Annotated in this window: 16 protein-coding genes and 6 pseudogenes; 13 read left to right on the top strand and 9 right to left on the bottom strand. The window is 53.0% G+C overall.

What is annotated here, in order from left to right; all coding sequences use genetic code 11:
* Window positions 1-348, top strand: a pseudogene (locus tag GGE09_RS23255) (hypothetical protein); the annotation flags it as partial.
* A 52-nt stretch (window positions 349-400) separates the two neighbouring features.
* On the opposite strand, the pseudogene GGE09_RS23250 reads toward GGE09_RS23255, so the two are convergent.
* Both GGE09_RS23250 and GGE09_RS23245 read right to left on the bottom strand, forming a co-directional pair.
* Window positions 401-1,058, bottom strand: a pseudogene (locus GGE09_RS23250) (integrase core domain-containing protein); the annotation flags it as partial.
* A 30-nt stretch (window positions 1,059-1,088) separates the two neighbouring features.
* Window positions 1,089-1,814: pseudogene (locus GGE09_RS23245) on the bottom strand (transposase); the annotation flags it as partial.
* Between the two features lie 40 nt (window positions 1,815-1,854).
* On the opposite strand from GGE09_RS23245, the gene GGE09_RS23240 reads away from it, so the two are divergent.
* The gene (locus tag GGE09_RS23240; RefSeq protein WP_309748445.1) at window positions 1,855-2,208 is read left to right on the top strand and encodes a hypothetical protein; all 354 of its coding nucleotides are present in this window, start codon (window positions 1,855-1,857) and stop codon (window positions 2,206-2,208) included.
* 12 nt (window positions 2,209-2,220) lie between these two features.
* Here the strand turns inward: GGE09_RS23240 and tnpB are convergent, their stop codons facing one another.
* From tnpB to GGE09_RS23215, 5 genes and pseudogenes are all read right to left on the bottom strand, one after another.
* Complete coding sequence (gene tnpB / locus GGE09_RS23235; RefSeq protein WP_309748443.1) at window positions 2,221-2,574, bottom strand: IS66 family insertion sequence element accessory protein TnpB; 354 nt, start codon at window positions 2,572-2,574, stop codon at window positions 2,221-2,223.
* Window positions 2,571-2,942, bottom strand: coding sequence for a transposase (locus tag GGE09_RS23230; RefSeq protein WP_309748442.1), 372 nt, complete (start codon window positions 2,940-2,942; stop codon window positions 2,571-2,573). Before GGE09_RS23230 ends, tnpB begins: the two co-directional genes overlap by 4 nt.
* Before the next feature lie 106 nt (window positions 2,943-3,048).
* Window positions 3,049-3,249, bottom strand: a pseudogene (locus GGE09_RS23225) (helix-turn-helix domain-containing protein); the annotation flags it as partial.
* 81 nt (window positions 3,250-3,330) lie between these two features.
* On the bottom strand, window positions 3,331-4,509 hold the full coding sequence (locus GGE09_RS23220) for a hypothetical protein (RefSeq protein WP_309748441.1): 1,179 nt from the start codon (window positions 4,507-4,509) through the stop codon (window positions 3,331-3,333).
* 366 nt (window positions 4,510-4,875) lie between these two features.
* Window positions 4,876-5,926: pseudogene (locus GGE09_RS23215) on the bottom strand (IS110 family transposase).
* 121 nt (window positions 5,927-6,047) lie between these two features.
* On the opposite strand from GGE09_RS23215, the pseudogene GGE09_RS23210 reads away from it, so the two are divergent.
* From GGE09_RS23210 to GGE09_RS23175, 8 genes and pseudogenes are all read left to right on the top strand, one after another.
* A pseudogene (locus GGE09_RS23210) lies at window positions 6,048-6,742 on the top strand (IS6 family transposase).
* Window positions 6,743-7,022: 280 nt separating this feature from the next.
* The gene (locus tag GGE09_RS23205) at window positions 7,023-7,568 is read left to right on the top strand and encodes a hypothetical protein (protein WP_309748440.1); all 546 of its coding nucleotides are present in this window, start codon (window positions 7,023-7,025) and stop codon (window positions 7,566-7,568) included.
* Window positions 7,569-7,893: 325 nt separating this feature from the next.
* Window positions 7,894-11,097, top strand: a complete 3,204-nt coding sequence (locus GGE09_RS23200) for a hypothetical protein (RefSeq protein ID WP_309748439.1) — start codon at window positions 7,894-7,896, stop codon at window positions 11,095-11,097.
* Window positions 11,098-11,427: 330 nt separating this feature from the next.
* Window positions 11,428-12,183 carry a hypothetical protein gene (locus tag GGE09_RS23195; protein ID WP_309748438.1) on the top strand — a complete coding sequence of 252 codons (756 nt, stop codon included), beginning with the start codon at window positions 11,428-11,430 and terminating at the stop codon, window positions 12,181-12,183.
* A 95-nt stretch (window positions 12,184-12,278) separates the two neighbouring features.
* Window positions 12,279-13,472: a TolC family protein gene (locus tag GGE09_RS23190; protein ID WP_309748437.1), complete on the top strand. Its 1,194-nt coding sequence runs from the start codon at window positions 12,279-12,281 to the stop codon at window positions 13,470-13,472.
* A gap of 36 nt (window positions 13,473-13,508) precedes the next feature.
* The gene (locus GGE09_RS23185) at window positions 13,509-15,644 is read left to right on the top strand and encodes a type I secretion system permease/ATPase (protein WP_309748436.1); all 2,136 of its coding nucleotides are present in this window, start codon (window positions 13,509-13,511) and stop codon (window positions 15,642-15,644) included.
* Between the two features lie 74 nt (window positions 15,645-15,718).
* Window positions 15,719-16,816 carry an HlyD family efflux transporter periplasmic adaptor subunit gene (locus GGE09_RS23180; RefSeq protein ID WP_309748435.1) on the top strand — a complete coding sequence of 366 codons (1,098 nt, stop codon included), beginning with the start codon at window positions 15,719-15,721 and terminating at the stop codon, window positions 16,814-16,816.
* Between the two features lie 92 nt (window positions 16,817-16,908).
* Window positions 16,909-18,252 (top strand): BamA/TamA family outer membrane protein, encoded by a 1,344-nt coding sequence (locus GGE09_RS23175; RefSeq protein ID WP_309748434.1) that lies wholly within the window; start codon window positions 16,909-16,911, stop codon window positions 18,250-18,252.
* Between the two features lie 44 nt (window positions 18,253-18,296).
* Here GGE09_RS23175 and GGE09_RS23170 read toward each other — a convergent pair whose 3' ends face one another.
* Both GGE09_RS23170 and GGE09_RS23165 read right to left on the bottom strand, forming a co-directional pair.
* Entirely contained in the window at window positions 18,297-18,935 is a 639-nt protein-coding gene (locus tag GGE09_RS23170) for a response regulator transcription factor (RefSeq protein ID WP_309748433.1), read from the bottom strand.
* Between the two features lie 167 nt (window positions 18,936-19,102).
* The gene (locus tag GGE09_RS23165; RefSeq protein ID WP_309748432.1) at window positions 19,103-21,142 is read right to left on the bottom strand and encodes a hybrid sensor histidine kinase/response regulator; all 2,040 of its coding nucleotides are present in this window, start codon (window positions 21,140-21,142) and stop codon (window positions 19,103-19,105) included.
* A 752-nt stretch (window positions 21,143-21,894) separates the two neighbouring features.
* Between GGE09_RS23165 and GGE09_RS23160 the strand changes: the two genes are divergently transcribed.
* The 3 genes from GGE09_RS23160 to GGE09_RS23150 form a co-directional block, all read left to right on the top strand.
* Window positions 21,895-23,706: a BapA/Bap/LapF family prefix-like domain-containing protein gene (locus tag GGE09_RS23160; protein ID WP_309748431.1), complete on the top strand. Its 1,812-nt coding sequence runs from the start codon at window positions 21,895-21,897 to the stop codon at window positions 23,704-23,706.
* Between the two features lie 165 nt (window positions 23,707-23,871).
* Complete coding sequence (locus tag GGE09_RS23155; RefSeq protein ID WP_309748430.1) at window positions 23,872-24,183, top strand: hypothetical protein; 312 nt, start codon at window positions 23,872-23,874, stop codon at window positions 24,181-24,183.
* Between the two features lie 565 nt (window positions 24,184-24,748).
* The coding region (locus GGE09_RS23150) for a BapA/Bap/LapF family prefix-like domain-containing protein (protein ID WP_309748429.1) at window positions 24,749-25,483 on the top strand (735 nt) is incomplete at its 3' end.

Below are 25,483 nucleotides of genomic sequence, written 5' to 3'. Positions count from 1 at the left end.
TTCCTTGGCGTTGAAAAAGACGATGCGCGGGCGGGGTTTACGCCGGCGCAAATGCGCGAGCTGGCGCAGGCCGAGCTGGTCTGGATGCAGGCGGCCAAACAGCGAGGCGCTTTGGTGCCCACAGATGAAATGGTCGAGCTGCTCGATACTGTCTTCTCGGAAATGCGCGCGGGGCTCGATGGTTTGCCCGATTGGCTCGAGCGGGAGTTCTCGCTGAGCGGGGAAGGGGTTGCTGCGGTGATCAAATACAACGACGGGATCCTGCGCGCGGTGCAACATGCCATCAAAGAGGCGGCGCTCTCCTCTGCGATTGAGGGGGATGATCCGCTGGAAGACGGGTTCTTGTGATGGTGATGCTTCCCGATTGTAACCTGGATGGACCTGCGGGACACTTGCCCCGTTATTGTAGCTTGTCTCTGAGAGCTTCGTAAGGGGTCTGGCCGTTGTGCGCGCCGTGTGGCCTAGCAAAGTTGTAGAACCTTTCCCACTCGGCGAGTTTTGCCTCCAGATCGACATCACCTTTGTAACTGAGAAGTTGATAGAATTCCTGCTGATCAGACCGGTGTGAGCGCTCCACCTTTCCATTGAGCTGGGGCGTGCCGCGCTTGATATAGGCATGTCTGATCCCGATGTCTTCGACGTGCCAATGGAACTTGGCTTGGAATTCGTGACCATTGTCGGTCCGAACTTCTCGAATGCGGAATGGAAACTTTTCGATGGTATGGTCAATGAAATCGATGGCGTTTGCCTGCGTGTGTTTCTCATAGACCTTAAGGGCGCGAAATCTGGTTGCATCGTCGATCGCGTTGTATTGGAACCGGCGGACCTTTTCGCCTCTTTTTCCTCTGAAAGTCAGAAACTTAACATCCACTTGGATGTGATGTCCCGGCACCTGCTTTTGATAGCGTTTGGTGTGCAATTTGCGCATGCGTGTGCCTCTGGGCAGTCGGTTGAGACCGTTACGCTTTAGGATGCGGTAGACTCCAGCATCTGAGATTTTGATGCCGTGATAGCGCGCCAAACACCAGACAATCCGAATTGGCCCTAGATGATATTTGCGCCGCAAATAGAGAACTTTTTCGACGATCTCAGTAGGGGTTTGATTGGTAAGCGTTGCTTCCGGCCATAAAGTTCCAAGGTAGCAGCTGCTCGATGTCCTTCTGTTTATGCCCATTGACGATGGCTGTTAGGACGCCGGTTATGTAGCTGTGCGGTTCAATGTTATTCAGCTTACAGGTCTCAATTAGGGACGCGAGCATGGCCCAATATTGGGTTCCTTCCTCGTGGCCCGCGAAGAGCGCGTTCTTTCTTTGCAGGGCGATGTTGTGATAGGGCAAATCAAACAATTTGCGACGCGCATGGGCCCAGCAGTAGGCCAGTTGGATCGGGGCATTGTCGCGCAGATCAAGCACGCGGTTGTATCCGGCATAGCCATCGACTTGCAGGATGCCTTCAAAGCCCTGCAATATCTCGGACGCGTATTTTCCAGATCGCGCCGGCGCATAGGTAAAAGCCACGCCGGGTGGTTCTGGTCCATGCCAGGCACGATCATCGCGAGCGAGCGCCCAGAAATACCCTTTCTTGGTTTTGCCGCGCCCCGGATCGAGCACCGGCGCGGGTGTCGCATCCATGAACAGTTTGCTGGGAGTTTTGAGATGCGCCAGCAACGCATCGTGGACGGGCTTAAGTTCGTGGGTAGCCTTGCCGACCCAGAACGCCAAGGTGGAGCGGTCAATATCAACGCCCCGCCGCGCATAGATTTGGGATTGGCGATACAGATGCGCTGATCGGGCTTTGCGCCAGATGGTGACGTTGCGAAGATGTCCACCGTTACAATTGATCAAGGAGGAGAAAATGGAATTCTTTGTTGGCTTGGATGTTTCTTTGGATGAGACGCATATTTGCGTCGTCGACGAGGGTGGACGTATCATCAAGGAGACCCGTGCACTGAGCGAACCGCAGGCTATTGCCAAAGCAATACGGCAAAAGCGCGCGCTTGAAGTCGGTGAGCAGCTTCTCCAGCCGGACGATGCGATCTTCCTTGCGTATGATGATGTCATCACGCTCAGCGAGGGTCTTATTTTGCGTGCCAATCTGTGCCTCTGCCGCAACCAGCATTGCCTTGAGCGCATCGATTTCATCTGGAAGATCAGCAGGGGAAGTCATCCCTGTGATCTATCAAAATCAGGGGCAAACGGGCCGCATTAAACACCGTCCGAGTCACTCTGCCGCATCCGGTGGCCGGGTTTCCAACGCGATCACGCGACGCCAATCAAGACCCGCAAACAAGGCCTCAAACTGTACCGGATCCAGCCGCAAAACACCGCCCTTGATGGCGGGCCATTTGAACGCATTCTGCTCAAGTCGCTTGTACGCCATGACCAATCCGGTGCCATCCCAAAACAAGAGCTTCAGTCTGTCGGCCCGTTTCGAGCGGAACACATAGACCGCACCATCGAAGGGTTTCTTCTTGAGGTGGCTCTGTACCAGCGCCGCCAAACCATCATGGCCTTTACGGAAGTCGACTGGTTTGGTCGCCACAAAGACCTGCACGCCATGCGGCGGGTGGATCACAACGCTGCCGCGATCTCGGCAATACGCACGGCTGCCGTGTCTGCATCCAGACGAATTGTCACGTCCCCTTCGATCACATCCACCGTCTTTGATCGCGCCGAAGAATCTTCAACGGGCGCAGTGGGCTTGGACACTTCCACCGGCACATACGCAGCACCCGAAAGATCGGGTAAGATCAGCTTGCCTTCGCGGGCCTGACGCCGCCACTCAGACAAATGATTAGGCCGCATGCCAACACGTCGCGCCACTTCGTTCACGGTAACGCCCAGCACCAAAGTTTCGGCGACCAAATGACCCTTCACCGCGTCCGGCCAGCGACGATTGCCGTCAGATCCAACCAAAACCTCATGGCCTGCAATGGACTCCAAACGTAGCTCCCGATGTACTCCCACAGCAATCTCCCTGACAAATCTATATTGTCGAGGGGCTCGTAGATATCCGCTCAGCGCGAAAGGTGGGACTAAGCAGCGGTTAAGTTTGATTGGCAGGATTCTTCGGGATTGATTTGGCATTCTTCAACCCAGCTTCGCCATGCTTTTGATATGCTTCGCGCCATCTATAAAAACTGGACCTGCCGACCCCAAAATACCGGCAGGCTTTGCGAGCATTTCCAATCTTCTCGGCGTGCTGGAGCACTCTATGTTTGCGTTGAATGTCGCGTTCTTCGTTCGTCATGAATACTTCCTCCATCCCAAAACAGGGAATTTACAGGAAGTGTCCCGAGAGTCCGTACATATCTGCACCTTCCAGCATATATCAAGGGGCTTGCATCTGGACATATTTTGACCAGTGGGGCATTTTCTTTACCCCTCCGCCCACATGGATTGCGCCGGGCAGGTCGTATCCGGTGGGGAAAGCTGCGCCTTCGGGATAGCGGTAATGGGTGTCATGTACTTTGACATCATCGCGGATCAACGGCCAGACGAGGTCTGCCAATAGGGCTTGATCGCCGAACTTGTTGTCAAAATACTGCGAACCTTTGCGCAGCATAGTGGATACATCAGGCAGCACACCGGCGGTTCCGCCCCACATACCCGCTAAAATCAGCTCGTGATGATAGATATGGTCGCGCATAACATGAAAGCGTTTTCCAGATGCCAGCCAGTCATTGACTGCCAGCAATTCTTTTGCGTTCAGGCGGGAATCCGCGTCGCGGCAGACAAAGACGTTCACGTCTGGATCGTCCGAAGCCAGAAACCGCCACATAGGCCGGATTTTCTGATGCTCCGGCTTGTCCATCATGATGACCTGCGCCCCATATGTGCGCAGCGCCTGTATCGCATCTGCCGGAACACTGGCGTCGCAGTAAAAACGAGGGGTCCAGCATACATAGATATGCTGGGCAATCTGTGCGTTTACTATCGCGCCGGTAATGTATTCTGGCCGATCCCCCCAAAGGGAAAAGGCAATCACATTGCGCTCCCGTTGTGTCGGATCAAAACCCTTGCCCCCCGGTTTCAACTGCTGACCGCTATTAGGGGATGACAGAAAATGGGTGAGGGCTTTCTGGTCTTTAAGCCGGATATTGTAGCGTCCTTCCTGCTCGGCCTCTTCAACATGGCCACCACGCCACAGCACACTGATCAGGCTGTTGCGGACTTCTTGATCATCGCGGATTTTCAACGCCTTCCTGAAGGGGGCGATGGCTTCTTCTAACTGTCCAGTCCGCTTGAGAAAAATTCCCATACCTGTCCAACCATCAAAATCCTCCGGATTCTCAGAGACATAGGCTTTATAGGCGGCATCAGCAGCTTCGAGCAATTCGGCGTCGCGCAGGCAAATGGCGGCAAATAACCCCGCCTTGGATTTGGGCTGAATTTTCCCCGCCAATGTATAGGCGCTGGCCGCTGCCTGAAAGGATTTATTGGCACGCAATTTGCGGGCTAGCTCCATTTGTGTTTGAAAAGTTGTTGCGGCTTTGGTGTTAGGTTGCATTTTGTGCCCCGATTTATATAGGAACAAGGATGCATACTTTTCGATCGCATTCAACATCGAAAGTATGTATTTTGCGAAGCCTAACTGTTCTGCCGGTATTGCCATGTGTGGACGGTTCCTGTTTAGCAAGGTTGTTTTGACGTCGTGATCATCGCGGGTTGCGGTCATGTGTCCAGCCTTTTTGCGCGGCACCGATGGCCACTGGCCCTGATTAAGTCCGCTTGACAGGTTCCTATCAAGTTGCTGGACTACGTTTGTCCTGGCAATGCCTCGGGGTGTTCTGGCGGCCGCTTGCCTTGATCATCATCACGTCTATTACCCTTGCATCTTAGTGCGCTGCGTAAACAATGCAGCGCTGTTCACTGTTTATGCGGCTCGATAGGTTCCTCCTCTTGCCAAGAGCGCCCATACGATCCGAGCGGTTTTGTTGGCCCCCTCTCGGGCATTTATCAATGACCTGCCAGGCGATGTTTGCCACACTAACCAGTCGAGAGGCCTTGCGTTCTAGCAGGCTGCGGATCCAATTCGCGATTCGCGTTTGCGTATCAGCAACACGCCTCAGAATAGCTGTGGCCCCAACCACGAGGAGCTTACGCAAATATCCGTCTCCCATTTTGGTAATCCGCCCCAATCGCCCTTTGCCACCGGATGAATTTTGCCGGGGAACCAACCCGAGAAAGGCTGCGAATTGGCGTCCGGATCGGAAGAGCGAGGGGTCCGTAACCGAAGCAGCCATCGCTGTCGCGGTCAGCACTCCAACTCCCGGAATAGTCGCTAATCGCTGACTGGTTTCGCTCGATCGGTGCCATTCAAGGATCTTGCGATCAAGTGCGCGGATTTCTTGTGTCAGATTGGTGAGTTGATGGGCTAGGCTCAGCAAAGCAGATCGGGCGACCTCTGTGATGCCGCCATTGCTGCCCTCTTCGAGTTGCTGGATCAACCCGAGAACATTCTGAGGACTCTGTGGCTCAATGATCCCATGCTAAGCCATATGCGCACGCAGTGCATTTATCAGCATTGTGTGCTGCCGTACGAGAAGGTCACGGACTCGGTGCAGCATCATGGCCGCCTGCTGATCGACAATTTTTATAGCCACAAAGTGCATATTCGAACGCGTAACAGCCTCGCAGATCGCCTCCGCATCTGCCGCATCATTCTTTTGCCGCTTAACGTAGGGTTTCACATAAGCTGGGGGAATGAGCCGCACATCGTGGCCCAGTGCCGTAATCTCACGAGCCCAATGGTGCGGCGTCGCACAAGCTTCCATATCGATCAGGCAATAGGGCAATTGAGCCAAGGTATTCAGAACTGCATTCGGGCGAAGCTTCTTTTGTAGAACGGTCTGTTCTGCCGCATCGACGCCGTGAAATTGAAAAACTGACTTTGCAATGTCGATTCTAATCGTTGTAATTTCCATCAGGGCGGTTCCTTTCAGAGCCGGTTCAAACACCAGCACTTTGGCACATTGCGATGCCGGTGGGTGGAACCGCCAACCTCATCAGTTTGTTGGCCGGGTTTGAACAAGCTATGTCGGCCCCATGAACATTCCGAGCCAAATGCTGCGCCTGAAAGGCTTCCGCTACCCCTGCGAGATTATTGCTTACGCGGTTTGAGCGTACTATCGTTTTTTGAGTACGGCAGTTGTTGAAGACCTTTTTGCAGCGCGCGGCGTGATTGTCCCCCGAGAAGCGATCCGACTTTGGGCAACATTTCTCAAACTGCGTCCGCCATGGTAGACTACTGCCGAATAAAAAGCCGCATGTGGATGAAGTCGTGATCACAATCCGTGGCAAGACGCATTGACTGAGGCGCGCAATCGACGCGGATGGACATGTCCTCGATATTCTTGTGTAACCACGCCTCAATGCCAAAGCATTAAGGCGCTTTTTCCAAAGAATAGTTTCACAGTTTTGCGCGCCGAACGCGGTCATAACTGGCAAATTGCGCAGCTATATCAAACCGATCAAAACACTGGCCTCGGAACGCTGACCATCGCGCATACAAGGGCTTGAACAACGCGATAGCAGTGTCGCACCGGCCGACACGCAAACGAGAGAAGATCTTCGGTAAATTCAAATCTTTCCGGTAGGCTCAGAGGTTTTTGGCCGAGCATGACCAAATCAACGTGCTCTTCCGTCCTTGCCGCTATCACATGAACGTAATTTCATACTGCAACGCCCGATCCGATGCGTTCAGCCTCTGGGCAGAATACGCTGCGGAAATGGAGGCATGATCCTGCCTTGGCCAAGCTTCACAAACTAACGCCTACAACCCGAAAATGCCATACTTTCGTATCGGAATTTCTGAAAACTGCGATCTTTGTAATTTATTCGCCACGTTCCAACGATACTAAACTTTCATTTTAAGCAGGTGAATCGACGGCAAAAAGGTGACTGTTTTCACAATCGCACAGAATTGATGATTTACACATACTAAAGATTGACCAAACACATACTAAAGCATTAGCTTTTGGGTATGCGAATCGCTTTTAAGATCCCTGCCGGAGCCAGTTAATGTATTTATCAAGAAACGACCGAAGCCGTACCAATAGCAAAAAATTGCCTTTGACTCCTGTCAGTGCCACCCTTTTGGGTGATTTGTATGAAAAACTTGATCTAAATCTTTCGGATAAGCTGGGCCAAAAGGGCAAAGTCGCCCTGTGCGGACAGATCAGGACTTGCACAGATAGCATCATGGATTGGCTTTCCCAGCAAAACTCGCAATTGGTGGTTTTTCAACGGGATTCTGTGGCTATTGGCTGGCTTGCAGGCTATGCGGAGCAACTAGATCTTATGCTGGTGGATGCAGACTGTATGGCTGACCTCGAAGAGGCGGTGGACTTTTGTTTACAGATCCGTCAAGCAGCCCCTGGCCTTAAAATTATCCTTATTTCCAGCGCTGTTAGAGAGTCCGACCTGACCTGCGAGCGGATGATAGCATGTGATGTGACCTTGAAGTGGCCAGTGACAAAGAAGTTCCTCGCGCTTGGCGTTCGGGCTGCGCTTGAAAACCACGCAAGTTTTATGGCGTCACGCAGGGCTAGATTGGGAACCTGCTGACCCGATCTTGTTTACAGGTGTGGGGTGGCTGGTTTTTGTAACCAGCACGGCCTGGGCGTGCGGGGCAAAAAGGTCACGGGTGAACCACGGCAAAGGCCCATTACTGACATGAAAAGCTTTATGCTTGCAAAATGGGCAGGAAGGGACATACTATAGTATCAGTAGTTGGACTAAAGTATAGATTGAATGCGTCGGCGTCGTTCTATTTCTGGCCAGTTTGCAGAATGGAACCCATCTGGCTTCAGGCTGCATGTCATATCAGGCAGGGCAGAAAATTTTAGTCGGGTGTGGCGTAGTTGTTGAGATTTTAACCGGAGGTTGTGTCGTGAACACACCATTGAACCGCAATAGATCGCAAACGCGAGAAGGTCATAGCGAGCAGGCAACTGTTCCCGTGGCTCCTGAGCGTGCCGGCCTTGAAAGTGTCAGCACCAAAGGGGGTATTGCGACTGGTGTGTCTTCGATGGCCAGTGTGATCGGCATGGGGCTTGCGGCGCAAAGTGGGTCCTTTGATGGCCTGCAGGCGTTTGCCGCTGTTCCGACGAGTGATGATGCGTTGCTTGGTTCCGGAGAGAAATCTCTGTTGTCGAACCGTGCCGTGAAGCCCACCGCTGAGGATGCTCAAGAAATTTCGGCGAATGCTTCGTTCTCACAGCAGAGCGAAGTGCAAGGCGAGTCGCTCTCCTCCGAAACCATCGTGCTGTCCGAGAGTGAAGAGAATGACTTCGAAGCTTCTGAAGGCGCGGAAATTTTAGTCAGTGCAGAAGCTCTGGAAGATGTTGCACAGATAAAAGAACCCAAGCAGGATTTGGAATCGCCGGACGAGGCGGTCGCAAGCGAACCTGTAAAGGTTGCTGTTTCAGAGGTTGAGGTCACTCCGGTTGGAACGCAAAATACACCGCTTGAAAGTGAAGAAACCGATAGCTTGGTCGACAAGGTTTCTGGCGACGACGGCCTTGTTGGTGGAGTTGTCGATACAGTTCTTGGCGATGACGGCTTAGTTGATGGAGTTGTTGATACGGTTCTTGGCGATGACGGCTTAGTTGGCGGAGTTGTTGATACGGTTCTTGGCGATGACGGCTTAGTTGGCGGAGTTGTCGATGCGGTTCTTGGCGACGACGGCTTAGTTGATGGAGTTGTCGATACGGTTCTTGGCGACGACGGCTTAGTTGATGGAGTTGTCGATACGGTTCTTGGCGACGACGGCTTAGTTGGTGGAGTTGTCGATACAGTTCTTGGCGATGACGGCCTTGTTGGTGGAGTTGTCGATACGGTTCTTGGCGACGACGGCTTAGTTGATGGAGTTGTTGATACGGTTCTTGGCGATGACGGCTTAGTTGGCGAAGTTGTCGATACAGTTCTTGGCGATGACGGCTTAGTTGATGGAGTTGTTGATACAGTTCTTGGCGATGACGGCTTAGTTGATGGAGTTGTTGATACGGTTCTTGGCGATGACGGCTTAGTTGGCGGAGTTGTTGAGACGGTTCTTGGCGACGACGGCTTAGTTGGCGAAGTTGTCGATACGGTTCTTGGCGACGACGGCCTTGTTGGTGGCCTCCTCGGTGACGAGGGACTGTTGGGCGGTTTACTGGGTGGGTCCGACGAGGATCCCTCTGCCGATTTGACCGTGCTGCCTGAGGCGCTCGTTTCGACAGTTTCCGAAGTGCCAGAAGTTCTAGAAGACGTCGTTGAGACGGTTCTTGGCGACGACGGCTTAGTTGATGGAGTTGTTGATACGGTTCTTGGCGACGACGGCTTAGTTGATGGAGTTGTTGATACGGTTCTTGGCGATGACGGCTTAGTTGATGGAGTTGTCGATACGGTTCTTGGCGACGACGGTTTAGTTGATGGAGTTGTTGATACAGTTCTTGGCGACGACGGCCTTGTTGATGGCCTCCTCGGTGACGGGGGACTGTTGGGCGGTTTACTGGGTGGGTCCGACGAGAATCCCTCTGCCGATTTGACCGTGCTGCCTGAGGCGCTTGTTTCGACAGTTTCCGAAGTGCCAGAAGTTCTAGAAGACGTCGTTGATACAGTTCTTGGCGACGACGGCTTAGTTGGTGGAGTTGTCGATACAGTTCTTGGCGACGACGGCCTTGTTGATGGCCTCCTTGGTGACGAGGGACTGTTGGGCGGTTTACTGGGTGGGTCCGACGAGGATCCCTCTGCCGATTTGACCGCGCTGCCTGAGGCGCTCGTTTCGACAGTTTCCGAAGTGCCAGAAGTTCTAGAAGACGTCGTTGAGACGGTTCTTGGCGACGACGGCTTAGTTGATGGAGTTGTTGATACAGTTCTTGGCGACGACGGCCTTGTTGGTGGAGTTGTCGAGACGGTTCTTGGCGACGACGGCTTAGTTGGCGGAGTTGTTGATACAGTTCTTGGCGATGACGGCCTTGTTGGTGGCCTCCTCGGTGACGAGGGGCTGTTGGGCGGTTTACTGGGTGGGTCCGACGAGGATCCTTCTGCCGATTTGACCGTGCTGCCTGAGGCGCTCGTTTCGACAGTTTCCGAAGTGCCAGAAGTTCTAGAAGACGTCGTTGAGACGGTTCTTGGCGACGACGGCTTAGTTGGTGGAGTTGTCGATACAGTTCTTGGCGATGACGGCCTTGTTGGTGGCCTCCTCGGTGACGAGGGGCTGTTGGGCGGTTTACTGGGTGGGTCCGACGAGGATCCTTCTGCCGATTTGACCGTGCTGCCTGAGGCGCTCGTTTCGACAGTTTCCGAAGTGCCAGAAGTTCTAGAAGACGTCGTTGAGACGGTTCTTGGCGACGACGGCTTAGTTGGTGGAGTTGTCGATACAGTTCTTGGCGATGACGGCCTTGTTGGTGGCCTCCTCGGTGACGAGGGACTGTTGGGCGGTTTACTGGGTGGTGTCGTTACGGAGACTACTGCCGCGTCAACGACAGAACCTGAGGCCCTCGTTTCGACAGTTTCCGAAGTACCAGAGGTGATAGAGGATATTGTTGATGCAGTCGTTGGCGATGATGGGTTTCTGGATACGTTGGTAGGGCAGACGGAGTTTGATGCCTTACTTGGGTTGGGCGGGGAGATTACGTCTTTGCTGGACGCGTCAGAGCCATCACTTTTGGACGGTTTGCTTGGGGAGGCAGACGTCTTTGGCGTTGATGTTGAAGAATCCGCCGCAGGTGCTGATGACTTGTTCATTGGATTGAGCGGTGGCGATGATCTTTCAGGCAGCCTTGTGGATCAAGGTGTTGTCAGCATGTCACCAGATGGCGAATCATACGCACCAGATGCTGAAATTGACGGGTTGTTAAATAATATTCTTGGTGGCGGGGTTGAAGAAATCTTTGGCGGAGAAGGCACTTTCGCCGAATTGTTTAGCCACGAATCAGACGCTGAAACTGGCGCGGCGCCAGAGGAAGCTGCTGATAGTAATGCCGAGCTCATCGACGATGTAGCGGTAGAAGACGCACTTAATATCCTATTCGAAGACAGCGCGGACCATCACGTTGGTTCAATCCTGGGTGGTCTATTTGGGTCAGGCGCGGATGACGATATCGGATAATGTCATTATTATGGCATTATCTTGAAATCTGATAATAATCTTGTGCGGTTTGTGTGGAGTTATTGTTAAGGTTTTGAAAAAAAATGACTTTTTATGTTGCAAATGTAAGTATTTCAGATTTTTTCTTGAGAGGCGGGCTCTTTCTAACTTGAATGAAAATGTCGTTAGGATACACTATAAGTAGTATAGGGTTTTGGGGTAGTGCAAAAGGTGCACCTCTAATTCCGGCAGTTGATTGATGGCATTATTGTTTGGGAAGGGAACACGCTTATGATGGTTGGCGTTGTTGAAAGTGGAAGCAACAACACAGATACAGGCCTTTCGCAGGTCATGTCCCAGCTATCATTGGAAATTCCCAAGACAGTTGCTCTTGATCCTACCGCAGCCCCCGTTGTCGGTTTTGACAAAATGGGCGCAGATTTGAATGTAGAATTCTCTGATGGCGAGCGACTTCATATTAAAGACTTTTTTGTCATTGGGCCGGACGGGGATTTCAGCCGTCTGGCATCCCCGTCGGGAGAAATTATTGTCACTGGATTGATGGGGCCGGAAGCAGAAGGGTCCGCTTTGGCCGAGCAGTTGACTGTCCCTTTGGATGGGGCATATACGGCCAATGATGCCGGTGATAATGTCAGCTACCATTTTGCTGAAGCCGCAGGTGGCGGGGCTGATTGGCCCAACTCGGCAATGCTGGCAGCGGCGGGTATTTCTGTTGGCAGCGGCATCGGTGCTTTGTCAGGTGGCAGCAGCGCGGGCAGCGCCGCGCCAGCAGCTGCGTCAACACCAGACGCGGGTAATGATTTGGCGGTTCTATCGGGCGAAACAGATGAAGAGCTTGCTACGATGGTCGCTGAATTGACAGGTGGTGAACCGTTTTTGTTGCAGCCAGAGGATTTCGACACCGAAGACTTGATAGCCGATGCCATCCAGTCAGACCAAAATGCTTTGGGCTTTGTGCCAGACGGCAGCGACGTTGTGCCAAGCGAAGGGTTCGTAGGTACGCAGGGAGCGGACTGCCATGCCCAAGCGCTGGATGAGTTTTCTCTCCTTGATATTCTGTCTGATGTGACAGCGGAGGCATTTTAATGCTGCGGCAGATCAATCGCCTTTCGAGGACAACATTATTTAGCGGCATCCGGGTGGCACAGTTTGGTGTTTTGAGCTTGGCTTTGGGTTTCGCTATGCCGGCCGCCGCACAGATGTCTCTGCGGCAGGCGGTTTTACACGCCACAGAACGGGACGGTAATGTTCTATCTCTCCGCCAGAAGGTCGCCAGCCGCTCGGTCGAGATCGAAGCGGAACGGGATGCTTATTACCCGAGCATAAGCCTGTCAGGGGATAGTTCCACCACCGATTCAAATGGTCCGGGTCTTGTCCTGAGTGTTTCACAGGTTCTGTATGACTGGGGTTTGATCCGAAGCAAGATTGAAGCGGCGTCACAGGTGCGGGTGAAAGCTGTGTCGGATCTGAAGATGGCTGTGGAAGATATTTCACTAATGGTTTCAGAATATTTTCTGGACGTGGAGGTGATCGACCTCAAGATTCAGAAGACCCGTAACTATGTGTCTTTAGCGCGTCGTATCGCTGGTCAGGCAGAGGATCGGGCGCTTGCGGGGATCAGTGATAATGGTGAAGTGGCTCGTGCGCGTTTGGAAATTGCGCGCGCTGACGACCAATTGGCGCAACTTGTGGCAAATCGCCGGATGGCGCTGTCGCAAATCGCCTTCCTGACGGGGAAATTGGTCAACACACTGCAAAGACCACCGGAGTTGGGTTTTACCCAGCATTATTCAAAGACTGCCAAAATCCGTTCGGCGGTTCGGATTGCACCGGATTATGTCGCCGCACGGGCTGGTGCGGATGAAGCCAAGGCCGGAGTGAAAACCGCCAAGGCCTCTCGGTTGCCGACGATCAAATTACAGGCGCAGGGCCGCACCGATCTGAACGGGGGCAACACCCGTACTGCCGTCGGGCTGTCAACGGGGGTCGATCTAAGCTCTAGCGGCTTGGGGCGGCGGCAGGTGCAAAGCGCGGAATTGAATCTGCGTGCTGCACAATCCAGTATGTTGTCCACAGAACGGGAACTGACCAACACCGCGACAACTGCGGTCGAACAGATCCAAATTCTGCGCAGAACGGAATCTGCGCGACAAAGTCAATTAGTTGAATCCGAGAGGGTCCTTGAGAACTATGAACAGCAGTTTATCGCGGGCCAGCGTGAACTTTTGGATGTGCTGACAACTGCGCGGGATCTCTATGATTCAAGAATTGATACAATCGATACGTACGACGAACGGAAACGCACAGAATATAACGCAGCGCGAGATTTGGGTGTGCTTGGGACTTTGATCTTGGCTGCATCGGGAGTTCAGTAAGCGCAATCGCGATACATATAGTAAAGAGTGATAGTAATGCAGGAAAAGACGACATTTGATCCTTTAGTAGACGGCATTGTTGAGCTATGCCGGTTGCAGGGCGTCGCTACATCCGCCGCCCAATTGACCGACGGACTTCCCAAATCCGCCGGAAGTGCAATGGACCCTAATCTTGCCACGCTTGCACTAAGACGTGTTAATATGAGCTGCCGGATCAGCAGTGAGCCATTGACCACAGTGCCCGATCACAGCCTGCCTGCACTGTTGTTTCTAAAGGACGGACGCACGGCAGTTCTTGAAAAACTGACATCCAAAGAAGCGACAATTACATTGCCCGAGTCCGGCGGCGGCCGTGATACTTGGACTCTAAAAAAACTTGTGGAGTTACACGACGGTCGGGTTCTGATTTCCAAACCCCTCGACATTGTGTCGGATCGGCTTGACGAGAAAAGTAACGACCGACGGCACTGGATCCTTGGTCCGGTTTTTGGTAATTGGACGATTTACCGCGATGTAATTATTGCCTCTTTTGCCGCAAATATTCTGGCTGTGGCGACGGCGCTGTTTTCAATGCAGGTCTATGACCGCGTGGTGCCGAGCAACGCTTTTGATACCCTTTGGATTTTGGCAAGCGGGGTTGGAATTGCGATCGTGCTTGAGCTGCTTTTGCGCTTGATGCGTTCTACTCTTGTGGATGTTTCCGGTCGTGACATTGATTTGCGCCTGTCAGCGCAACTGTTTGATAAAGTAGCAAATATGCGGTTGCAGAACCAACCGCCGTCACCGGGCGTGTTTGCCAATCAGGTGCGCGATTTTGGAACAGTTCGGGAGTTTTTTACCTCGGGCACAGTAACCGCGATTTGTGATCTGCCTTTTGTTTTTATCTTCGTTGCAGTCATCTGGTTTATTGGCGGGCCGGTTGCGATCGTCGTGTTGGCTGGCGTGTTTCTAACGGTTCTACCAGGCTTGGTCATGCAAAAGAAACTGGCCCGGGCATCGCGGGAAAACACCCGCGAAGCGGCGGCTTTGAACGGTTTGTTGCTTGAAACGATTTCGCATCTTGAAACGGTAAAAGCCTCCCGTGCTGAGGGGCGTTTGCAGCGGGCACATGCCCAGTTGACCGCGACAATGGCCACTACATCTGTGAGAACCCGCGGCATCACAAACCTGATGACCCAGATGGTTAGTTCGGTTCAAAAGCTGGCCTATGCGGGGGTGATCATCACAGGGGTGTATCTGATCAGTGCGGGCGAACTTACCGTCGGGAGCCTGATCGCCTGTACGCTTTTGTCCAGCCGAACCATGTCTCCGATGGGGCAGGTAGCCGGATTGCTGGCGCGCTGGCAGCAGGTCAAGGCAGCTATGGACGGATTGGACGCGATCATGCAACTGCCCGTGGAACGCCCGAGTGACCGCCATTTCGTGCGGGCCGAGTCTTTGACAGGTAGCTACAAAATTGAGGACGTGGTCTTTCGCCATGACCTGCTGGCCCCTCCGGTTATTTCGATCAACGAGTTGAAGGTAGAACCGATGGAACGCATTGCCCTTTTGGGGGGCAATGGTGCGGGGAAATCTACCTTGCTTCGTCTGATGGCAGGGCTGACCGATCCACAGTCTGGGAGTGTGCTGGTAGATGATCTGTCGCTTAGCCAGATTGATCCCATCGACCGACGTCGTCAGATCGGATACCTACCGCAAAGTGTGGCGCTGTTTCAGGGCACCTTGCGGGACAATCTGCTGCTGGATCACGGGTTGCATAGTGATGAAGAATTGCTAAAGGCGCTGGACGCCGTTGGGCTGGGTACATTTGTACGCCGCCACGTGCGCGGGCTTGATCTGCAACTTCAAGGCAACGCCAATGTTTCGGGCGGGCAGCGTCAGTCCATCGGGCTTGCGCGGGTAATTTTACAAGACCCCAAGATTGTATTGCTCGATGAACCAACAGCGGCTTTCGATCACGTTACCGAGGCCAATGTGATTGCTTTCCTGAAGGATTGGTTGAAAGGACGCACGACAATAATTTCCACCCACAAACGGGAACTTCTGGCACTAACCAACCGGGCGATCGTTTTGAAAGACGGACGGGTTGCGCGGGATGGCGACCTGCTTAAAATCCTTAACATGGCACGGGCGAATTCTGTACAGAAACGCCCTGTGCAGGCTGTCGTATGACGGCACATCCTGATGTCCTTCCCACAAGCCATATTGATGGGAGCTATCGTAGGCAGACGTTGAAAACGGCGCGTTTGACGATTCATACTGTTTGTTTGGCCTTGATCACTGGCGTTGTTTGGGCTGGCTTGGCGCAGATCAACGAAATCACCCGTGGCGACGGGCGGGTTATTCCTTTGCGAAGGATGCAAACGATACAAAGCCTTGAAGGCGGTATTTTGGCGCAACTTGATGTGAGCGAAGGTGACATTGTTGATGAAGGACAAGTTTTGGTCCGGCTCGATCCAACCCGCTCTCAATCTGCGTTTCTGGCAGCGGAATCCGCCATCACCTCGTTGACAGCAGAGGTTTCAAGGCTGGAAGCAGAAGTTCTTGAACGTCCGGCACTGGATTTCGGCGAAAATCCCAATGAATCCCAAGCCACAGAACTGCGTTTGTTTAATGCACGGCGGACCAAGCTGGAAGCCACTTTGGCAGCCCTGCAAAACGAGTGGAATTCCGTTGAGAGCCAGATAGAGATCACGGCGCCTCTTACGGCTAGCGGGTCAGTCAGCCGGATTAATCTCTTGCAACTAGAACAGGAGCGGGCAGAACTGGACGGAAAAATCAGTGAAGTGCGGAACGCCTATGTTCAGGATGCCTATAAGGATTTGGCACAGCGCCGCGCCAAGCTGGCCTCTTTGCAAGAGGAACTGGTCCAAAAGCGGGATGAATTCAGTCGTACGGAAATCCGGTCTCCGGTGGCGGGGCGGGTCAATAACATCGACATAACCACACTTGGTGGTGTGATTCAGCCCGGCGAGTCCATCATGGAAATCACTCCGACCGATGACCAACTTATCATCGAAACCAAAGTTCTGCCCCGCGACGTCGCTTTGATTGCGCCGGGCATGCCGGCCAGCGTCAAGATCACCGCCTATGACTTTGCGACCTATGGCGACCTGCGCGGGCATGTAATTCAAATTTCAGAGGACACCGTTGAAGAAGACACCGCACAAGGACCAAAGAATTTCTATCGTGTGATGGTTCGCACTGAACTGAGCTATCTGGAACGGTTTGGTGTACAATATGCAATTCGTCCGGGTATGATTGCGCAAGTGGATATCGAAAGTGGCAAACGCTCTGTACTAAGTTATCTCACGCGGCCATTGTTAAGGGCGCGACTACATTAATCCACCAATTGCGCTGCAAAAGATGCCTGCTTAAACGTCAATCTGTAGGTCATTTTTCACGTGCCATCGACCCGATTACGAAAGTGACCTCTATGCCCAAACCGAAGTCTGTTTCCAGAGCCTTGTGCTGTGACGCTTGTTATCTTGCGCGCCTCAAACTCTGGATCGCGCTGTGTCTGGGCTTGGCCTTTGTGGAACCTGCGGTGGCGCAAACAGTTGAGCGGGTTGAGGTCAGGGGAGCCGAGTTCATTCCCAAGGATGACATTCGTATGACATGCGGTGCCGAAACCGGAATTGTCTATGCCAAATGGGAATTGCGCGCGATCGAAGATTGCCTGATGTCCACAGGGGTGTTTGAAAGCGTGACCCTTTCGCGCAAGGACTCAACTTTGTTCATTGACGTTAAAGAAGTGAACACCCGTCCGGGGCGCATTGATGCGACACTGGCTTATGCCTCGCAGGACGGCGTCATTGGAAGCTTGTCTTTTGAACAATACAACCTGTTTGATCGGACCTATGGGGCTGCTCAGTTAGAAGCGAATGCTGATGTTGTGCATTATAGCGCCAATTTGTACCGTAAAGAGCTTTTTGGAACCGAATTAGATCTGGGTTTTGAACTGGCCGGCGGGCGGGCAACTTATGATGATCGCAGCTATACTGAGGAATCCCTGCGTGCCGAGACTTATCTGGCATGGGCGACTATGCCTTCGATCAGGCTCGAAGGGGGCGTGGGGTACCGTGACTATCGGATGTATGATCTGCAGGTTGGCGCCAGCCCGTTGCTGGTGCGTGAAAAAACCGACGGTATTTCAGCACCCTATCTGCGGTTTGGGCTAAGGCATAAGTTTTCTGTGTCAGGCACGGATGATCAGTCGGACGGGCAGGCGTTTGGCTACACAATCGACCTGAACCAGTATTTCTGGAATCTGGGAACGGGTGAGGCTTTGCGTGAAACTCGGATGGACGCAAATATGCAGGTTCCGATTGCTTCTAACCTGCGCTTGCTGTTGGGGATGAACCTTGGCAGTGTCGCGGGAACAAGCAGTAACGCAACTCGGGCTATCGACCGCTACTTTCCTGGCGCGGACAGATTCCGTGGGTTTGCCCCGCGCGGAATGGGCCCGCGGGACGGAAAGGATACATTGGGCGGCAACCATTTTGCGCGCGCATCTATTGAATTGCAGCGCGATTTTTTGGATGTCTTTCCCGCCCCTGTGCGGGGAGGTGTATTTTTGGACACAGGCGGCACTTGGCGACTGGATGATACATTGGGCGGAGCAATCGACGACAGTTTCCACCGCCGCAGCAGTGTGGGCGTTTCGATGACCTTTGATGTGGGACAAACGCCGGTGTCGATCTACTTGGCGAACCCCATAGAAAAGCAGGCTGGGGACAAGACCCAGATATTCGGTTTAAGCCTAACAACGCGGTTCTGACAGGAGGTTTTTGGGGCCCCAAAGCTGGGATGCTGACACGAGTATCAGAACAAGTTCATGTCACGCGCAACAATAACCGCCTGTGTGCGGTTGCTGGCCCCTAATTTGGAGCAGATGGATTTTACGTGCATTTTCACTGTTGCTTCGGCAAGTCCGAGGTTCGTGCCGATTTCCCGATTGGGTTTGCCTTCGGCCAAAAGGGCAAGAACTGTCATTTCTCGATCGGACAATGTCGCCTGATTGGTTTCTCTGGTTGTGCTACGCTTTTGATCAATCAGTTCAATAGGCACATAGCGCCCGCCGTTGGCCATGAAGCGGATTTCATTGGCGAGGTTTTTAAGGGATTCGGTTTTCAGCACAATACCGGCCCCTCCCAGTGACAAAGTCTCGGACACCACATGGGCTGAAGGGTTGCTTGTCAGAATCCCTACTGGATTTCCGCCGTTATGTTCGATTGCTTTGGCCAATCCGCCAATTCCGTTCATTCCTGGCATATCCAGATCCACCAAAACTAAGTCAAACGGCTCTTCACTGTCAATTAGATCCAGAGCTGCTTGCAAGTCAGGAGCGGTAAAAGCCTCAAAATTTGGTAGGTTGGAGAGGAATTGTTCAAACATCTCCAAGACCATCGCGTGGTCATCCGCGATCAAAACGCGAAGGATAGTTTTCTCTGTTTTATTCATGTGCCCTGCTGAAGCCAACCGTATCTTATTTTGTAGACGTTCCTAAACTTAAGATCAGGACAAAATTCGTTCGGTTGTTTCACGAATGTAATGCCCAAGCCAAAGCTCCCCCGAACAGAGCGCGGGTGGTCAGACTATGTATCATGAATGTGTGGTTCTGCAAGTCTTTAGCTTATCAAATTAGATCCGCTTTGCTTTAACTGCTCTATTGCCTTGGCAGATTGTTGGAGTGCGGCGTCCAGATCACTGAGTTGGGAGGTCAGGTTCGGGTTCGGTTTTTCCAGTGCCAGTTCTATCTTGCGCAAGCAGCTTTCGACAGTGCGCAACCCTGTAAGACCTGTGGCACCAGTGGCCGCATGAAGCATTCGGTCTGTATCTGTCTGAATGCCATTTCTGCGAATGGTATCAAGCGCGGCCTGCGCTTCTGCATGAGCACGGATCATAAAGCTACAGGTGCCCTCCACGCCCAATTGGTCAACAAGTTCAGCAACAACGTAATCACCTAACAAGGCTGCCGCCTCCTCTTTGGGTAACGGAGACGTTTCGTTGGCCACAGCATCGGTAGTGTTTTCGGAATAGAGTTGGTCTGTCGGCGAGGATTTGGTCACATCCCAGATTGCCTGACATAGCTGTGCAGGCCGGATCGGTTTTTCCAGAACCCGCTCCATCCCCAGTTGAAGACAGGCATCCCGCAAACTGGTGTCTACATGGGCGGTCAAACCCATCATTTTCCCAGACCATTCCAGTGTTCCAGCAGTTTGATCTGCCCGAAGTTGGCGCACAAGTTCAACGCCGCTCATCTGGGGGAGGGTCATGTCCGAAAGCAGCAAATCAATATTTTTGGCGATGTCAGAATTGTGCAGGATCGAGATCGCCTTCAATCCGTGTTCCGCTGCCCAGACTTTGGCCCCGGCATCGCGCAGGCTGTGGACTAGCCAGTCGCGGCTGGCTGGGCTATCTTCCACGACAAGGATTCCAACACCGGATAAACAGGGCAGGGCATTTGCACCACGACGTGGTGCGGATGGGTCCGAATGGGATATTGCGTTGTCCGCTACCTGTTCCAGTGTGAACAAGGCACGCAAGGTCGTGCCGATAACCTTTTGATCATGCGTCCCTTCCTGTGAAACGCTGCCGGATGTGCGATCCAGAACCTCTAGCTTTCCACCCAATTGACGCAGGGCGTGGGCCAAGACATTTAGCCCGGCTGAAGGACGTTCGTTGGCCGGTTCATCGGCCATTGCATTTGCGGGTCCGAGAGCTGCCATATGTCCAATAGCTTTAAAAAGGCGGTTTTTTTGTGCAACTGGCAGCCCGCCGCCCAGATCGGAAACTTCAATGGAAACCAAAACCTCAGTAGAGGATTTGCTTTTGCTCTCGCTTGGGAAAGCTGTGGATTGAACAGTTATGTCAATTGTCGGGCCACCGTGCTTTACGGAATTGTCGATCATGTTCTGTACCAAGGCCCGAATGAACCGCAGCGGTCCGTGCACTTTTACTGCGTCCTTCGGTTCCATTGTCAGGTTCATTGTTGCCCCCCACTTTCGTGCGATGGGTTCAATCATGTCGAGGATAGATTGTACTTCTGCGTTAAGGCTGAACTCTTCGTCGGCTTGCAGGGTCGATGCCGTCAATTCCCCGCGTATAACCTTCAGGACGTTGTCGATGTGATCCAGAGTCTGATTTGCTGCGCGGCTAAGCTTTTCTCGATCAGCCTCTGTCACCTTCTTTTGGTCGTTCGCTCCTTGGAAAAACAATTCCGTTGTTGCCAATAAGGATTGGATCGGGGTGCGCAGATCATGAGACACCCGCATTAAAGTGGCAGTCCTTGCGCGGTTGCGCAAAAGGGCGGCCTCTTGATTGCTTTCGGCTAGCCGCAGGATATACCCGTCAGCCTGGCCTAACGGCAGATGCACCAGCTCACCTTCCAGATCGGCATCGGCAAGCGTTGCTGACACAGCGACACTGCCTGAACGCAAGGCGCCGGCACAGAGCGTTTTCCACTGAAAAGCATCCAGCAGTTTGGTTTCATCCAACCCCAGTTTGTTCGCAGGCGCATTGGCTAAGAGGATTTCAGCTTTCTCTGTAGCAAGAACCGTGGGACGACGGTCCGATGCAATCAGACGCGCCACGGCTTGCAGGACCGGCCGGACATTTGCCATATTCAGCGGCTTGGACGATGTCTTGGTTATTTTTTCGTCAGGCATAATAGCCGCTCCTCTGGTTTGGCGTGGTGCGGCCACCGGTGACTCGATTCGGGCATTCGCCCTCTCGAGGTCGGACCTTGGTTTTGAGCATAAGGAAACAAAGTGTTCGTACAAAGGAAACTATCAATTTATTACAAAAGGAGTCATGGGATTTTTAAGAAGTCTATATCCATTTGGATTTCAGTATTGATCCCTTGTAAAGGTGACGCAAGGGCATCTTGGGCGGAGTTGTGCAAAACATGGGGATGATGCAACCTGATTTTAACGCGAACTAGCCAAAAGTATGTATAGCTTCAAGCATCTGGAGGCAGGACGACTGGATAAATTCCAGAGCGATGGGCACAGTTCCTTCCGAAAGACTCATATTTATTTGGGGTTTCACAAAGATCTGGGCGCTTTGTCTGCAAGCTTGCGCCTGTCTGGCTGTCGACGATTTCGGTTCGGTAAAATCAATGCCTAAGTAGCAGGTGGCCCAAGGAGAATCCACGCCTCCAACCGTGTTAGCAACAGATTTCGCTGTAGGGCAATTCGCTTGGCCGATGTTCGGTTGGACGACCAAAATTCGTACCTTTTATTGGGGGAGGTGGCTGGAAATAAGAGATTTTATTGGCACCGCGCATTCCTAAGGATTTCAAATCGGCACGGCCTTTCGACGTTGACAAGTAGTACTTAATGGTGTTTCGATACATACTAAAGTTAATATACATACTTTAGACTTCGCACTTTCTGCGGAGCTTTCCAGGAGTGAAGACATGGCAGACACAAGAATCATAGCAAGTTCAGAAATCGGCGTCCCTATCAATGCGAATAGAGCGGATGTCCTGCGGTACAGTAAAAACGGTCAGAATCTTACGATTGAGCTGAAGAACGGCGACGTGATCACCGTTCAAGATTTTTATATCCCGGCTGCAGATGGATCGTTGCACAGCCTTGTTTTCGGAGACGGAGTCGTGGCCGACCCAGAGGCGGGCCTTGGCGGTTCCATGGGCGATCAAGGTACGATTATCGCAGCTGGGCTCGGCGGTTTGGGGCTTTTGGGGCTAGCTTTGGATGATAACAATGACAATCCAACCGACCCTACGGATGCAACCGACCCTACGGATGCAACTGATCCGACGGATGCAACTGATCCGACGGATGCAACTGATCCGACAGATGCAACCGATCCAACGGATGCAACCGATCCGACAGACGCAACTGATCCGACGGATGCAACCGATCCGACAGACGCAACTGATCCGACGGATGCAACCGATCCGACGGATGCAACTGATCCGACGGATGCAACTGACCCGACGGATGCAACTGACCCGACAGACGCAACCGACCCGACGGATGCAACCGACCCGACGGATGCAACCGACCCGACGGATGCAACCGATCCACCTGCAGCTGAAGATCAAGGTTTGCTTGACCCGATTATCTCTGACGACGGGGTTTTGGGAGATGTCACCGGAAATGACGGTTTGCTTGGCGATGTCACAGGATCTGATGGCTTGCTCGGCGATCTGGTTGGTCCGGACGGCCCGCTAGACGATGTGCTCAATCCAATTTTGGGGCAACCTGTGTTGGGCGGCGGCGTTGGCGGCGATGACATCGGTCTGCTCGATGGTGTTGTTTCTGACAACGGTTTGCTGGGAGCTGTGACCGGAAATGACGGTTTGCTCGGCGATATTACAGGGTCCGATGGCCTGCTGGGGGATCTCATTGGCAACGATGGGAGCCTGTCGGATGTGACAGGATCCGGCGGACTTGTCGGGGACCTGACCAACACCGGATCTTTGGGGGGGGGCACGCCAAATGACGAGGGCGACATTCTCGATCAGTTGCTGGGCGACGGAACGCCGCTGGACGGTGTGACGGGCGAAGATGGCCTGCTTGGCGGCCTAACCGGAGACGACGGCCTGCTTGGCGGCTTGACCGGCGGCGACGATCCTGCGGCGGGGCTGCTTGACGGTGTGATCGGCGAGGACGGGCTGGTTGATGGCCTGCTCGGCACTGGAGAAGATGGTCTGTTGGACGGCGTTGTCGGAGACGACGGTTTGCTGAACGGTCTGACTGGAGACGATGGTCTGTTAGGCGGTCTGACCGGCGGCGACGATCCGGTGGATGGTTTGCTCGACGGTGTCATCGGTGAAGACGGTCTGCTTGGCGGCCTGACCGGAGACGATGGCCTGTTAGGTGGTCTGACCGGTGGTGACGATCCAGTGGGTGGTTTGCTTGACGGTGTCATTGGTGAAGACGGTCTGCTTGGCGGCCTGACCGGAGACGATGGCCTGTTAGGTGGTCTGACCGGTGGTGACGATCCGGTAGGCGGCTTGCTTGATGGTGTGATCAGTGAGGACGGTCTGCTCGGCGGCCTGACCGGAGACGATGGCCTGTTAGGCGGTCTGACTGGTGGTGACGATCCGGCGGGTGGTTTGCTTGACGGTGTCATCGGTGAGGACGGTCTCGTCGGGGGGCTACTGGGTAGCAGCTCTCTGGTGGGTGGCGCGACTGAAACTACCGGCCTTCTTGGTGGTCTGACGGACCTGATCGGAATTGACGATCTGGGTGTTGCCTGACCTAGCCCTTCCCCAAGGGTGACAAACCAAGGGAACGGCCTGTCTCATAGTTGCTGCCATGCACGAGGTGGGCCGTTCCAGAACGATAGGATCCAATTGTTAGGTGATCCAAATAGAATTTTAACCACGATTTGAATTCAAACAAAACCAAAGGGAGTACTGGACATGGCTGCAATTGAACACACCGATATGGGCGAATTCGAACGAGAGGAATATTGGCCTCACGTATCGGATTTCACACAACCGCCTTTGCTGGGGATTTTGCTGATAGGTTTAACCTATTCTGTAATATCAGGAGTTGTGGCATATCTTCTGGGAGCCGGATTTTGGCTGGTCTTGGCTGCGTATGTTTTTGGGGGGTCCATTGCGATCGTTCTTGCCGGGTTTATCTATTCTGGTGTCCATCGCCGGATTTGCGCCATAGACCGTAAGGAATACCAGTTCGACGATTCCCGTTTTGCTTATAAAGCAGACTGATGCAGACATCCCTTTCAGGGTTGGGTGTTCAGGCTAGTGGTCATTGGCCTGAACCTAACCGTGAAACAGGTTGCCCAGTGTAATAGACGCAAAATAATTGCTTGATTAAATTCAGCCCCCCCATTCTGCCAATTCTGCTGAGATGACATTTGGCACCACCCATACCAAATGTCTTTGGTATGGGTGGTGCCAAGGCAAGCCTAGGGTGGGTGTTTTTGAATGGGGAAAGAGCGGGTGCCTTATAGCTTTCTGTGCTCTTAGGGAAATTCAGTACATACTTTAGATAGCTTGATTCTGTTGCGCAGAAGATCGGCACCGAATTGTGCTTATTTTAGCATTACGGAGATAAAATCTATTGTTCACTGTGGCTTACACACAGATGAATCGCCGTTTCTCGTTAGTTTTTATCAAATGCGTGGGCGATCATCTTTGAATATTTCCAGGCATTATATCCTTTAGTCGTTGACAGGGGATGCAATCTGCTATTCCTTACATACTTAAGATACAGATTACGTACTTTAGAATCTGCATCATCGTGCGGGGGCTTATTTCTAGGAGTAAAGACATGGCAGACAGAACAATTCAAGCGGGTGCCGAAATTGGCATTCCAATCAATTCAGACAGAGCAGACGTCCTGCGTTACAGTAAAAAGGGGGACGACCTCTTAATCGAGCTGAAAAACGGCGACGTTATTACTGTCGATAATTTTTATCTTCCCGCAGCGGATGGGTCGCTCCATAGCCTTGTTTTCGGCGATGAAGTCGTGACTGATCCTGAAACCGGTCTTGGCGGCGCCATGAGCGATGAAGCCGGAATAGTTGCCGCCGCCGTTGGCGGTCTTGGCGTTCTTGGACTTGCTTCTAGCGGGGGTGATGGTTCGCCGACCGATCCGACGGATGCAACTGACCCGACGGATGCAACTGACCCGACGGATGCAACTGACCCGACGGATGCAACCGATCCGACGGATGCAACCGATCCGACGGATGCAACGGATCCGACAGACGCAACTGACCCGACGGATGCAACCGACCCGACGGATGCAACGGATCCGACAGACGCAACTGACCCTACGGATGCAACTGACCCGACAGACGCAACCGACCCTACGGATGCAACTGACCCGACAGATGCAACGGATCCGACAGACGCAACTGATCCGACAGACGCAACTGACCCTACGGATGCAACTGACCCGACAGACGCAACGGATCCGACAGACGCAACTGACCCTACGGATGCAACTGACCCGACAGACGCAACCGACCCTACGGATGCAACTGACCCGACAGATGCAACG

The sequence above is a fragment of the Roseobacter sp. N2S genome (genome assembly GCF_031454055.1).
Classification (GTDB): Bacteria; Pseudomonadota; Alphaproteobacteria; order Rhodobacterales; family Rhodobacteraceae; genus Amylibacter.
This window is presented reverse-complemented; position numbering and strand designations above follow the sequence as displayed.

What these genes read in the sequence shown, in the direction of transcription:
- GGE09_RS23195 (WP_309748438.1), top strand. Translation starts at nt 11,428, where the DNA reads ATGTCCCAGCTATCATTGGAAATTCCCAAGACAGTTGCTCTTGATCCT.
- GGE09_RS23165 (WP_309748432.1), bottom strand. Translation starts at nt 21,142, where the DNA reads ATGCCTGACGAAAAAATAACCAAGACATCGTCCAAGCCGCTGAATATG.
- GGE09_RS23155 (WP_309748430.1), top strand. Translation starts at nt 23,872, where the DNA reads ATGGCTGCAATTGAACACACCGATATGGGCGAATTCGAACGAGAGGAA.
- GGE09_RS23175 (WP_309748434.1), top strand. Translation starts at nt 16,909, where the DNA reads ATGCCCAAACCGAAGTCTGTTTCCAGAGCCTTGTGCTGTGACGCTTGT.
- GGE09_RS23170 (WP_309748433.1), bottom strand. Translation starts at nt 18,935, where the DNA reads ATGAATAAAACAGAGAAAACTATCCTTCGCGTTTTGATCGCGGATGAC.
- GGE09_RS23205 (WP_309748440.1), top strand. Translation starts at nt 7,023, where the DNA reads ATGTATTTATCAAGAAACGACCGAAGCCGTACCAATAGCAAAAAATTG.
- GGE09_RS23185 (WP_309748436.1), top strand. Translation starts at nt 13,509, where the DNA reads ATGCAGGAAAAGACGACATTTGATCCTTTAGTAGACGGCATTGTTGAG.
- GGE09_RS23160 (WP_309748431.1), top strand. Translation starts at nt 21,895, where the DNA reads ATGGCAGACACAAGAATCATAGCAAGTTCAGAAATCGGCGTCCCTATC.
- GGE09_RS23220 (WP_309748441.1), bottom strand. Translation starts at nt 4,509, where the DNA reads ATGCAACCTAACACCAAAGCCGCAACAACTTTTCAAACACAAATGGAG.
- GGE09_RS23190 (WP_309748437.1), top strand. Translation starts at nt 12,279, where the DNA reads ATGCCGGCCGCCGCACAGATGTCTCTGCGGCAGGCGGTTTTACACGCC.
- GGE09_RS23240 (WP_309748445.1), top strand. Translation starts at nt 1,855, where the DNA reads ATGGAATTCTTTGTTGGCTTGGATGTTTCTTTGGATGAGACGCATATT.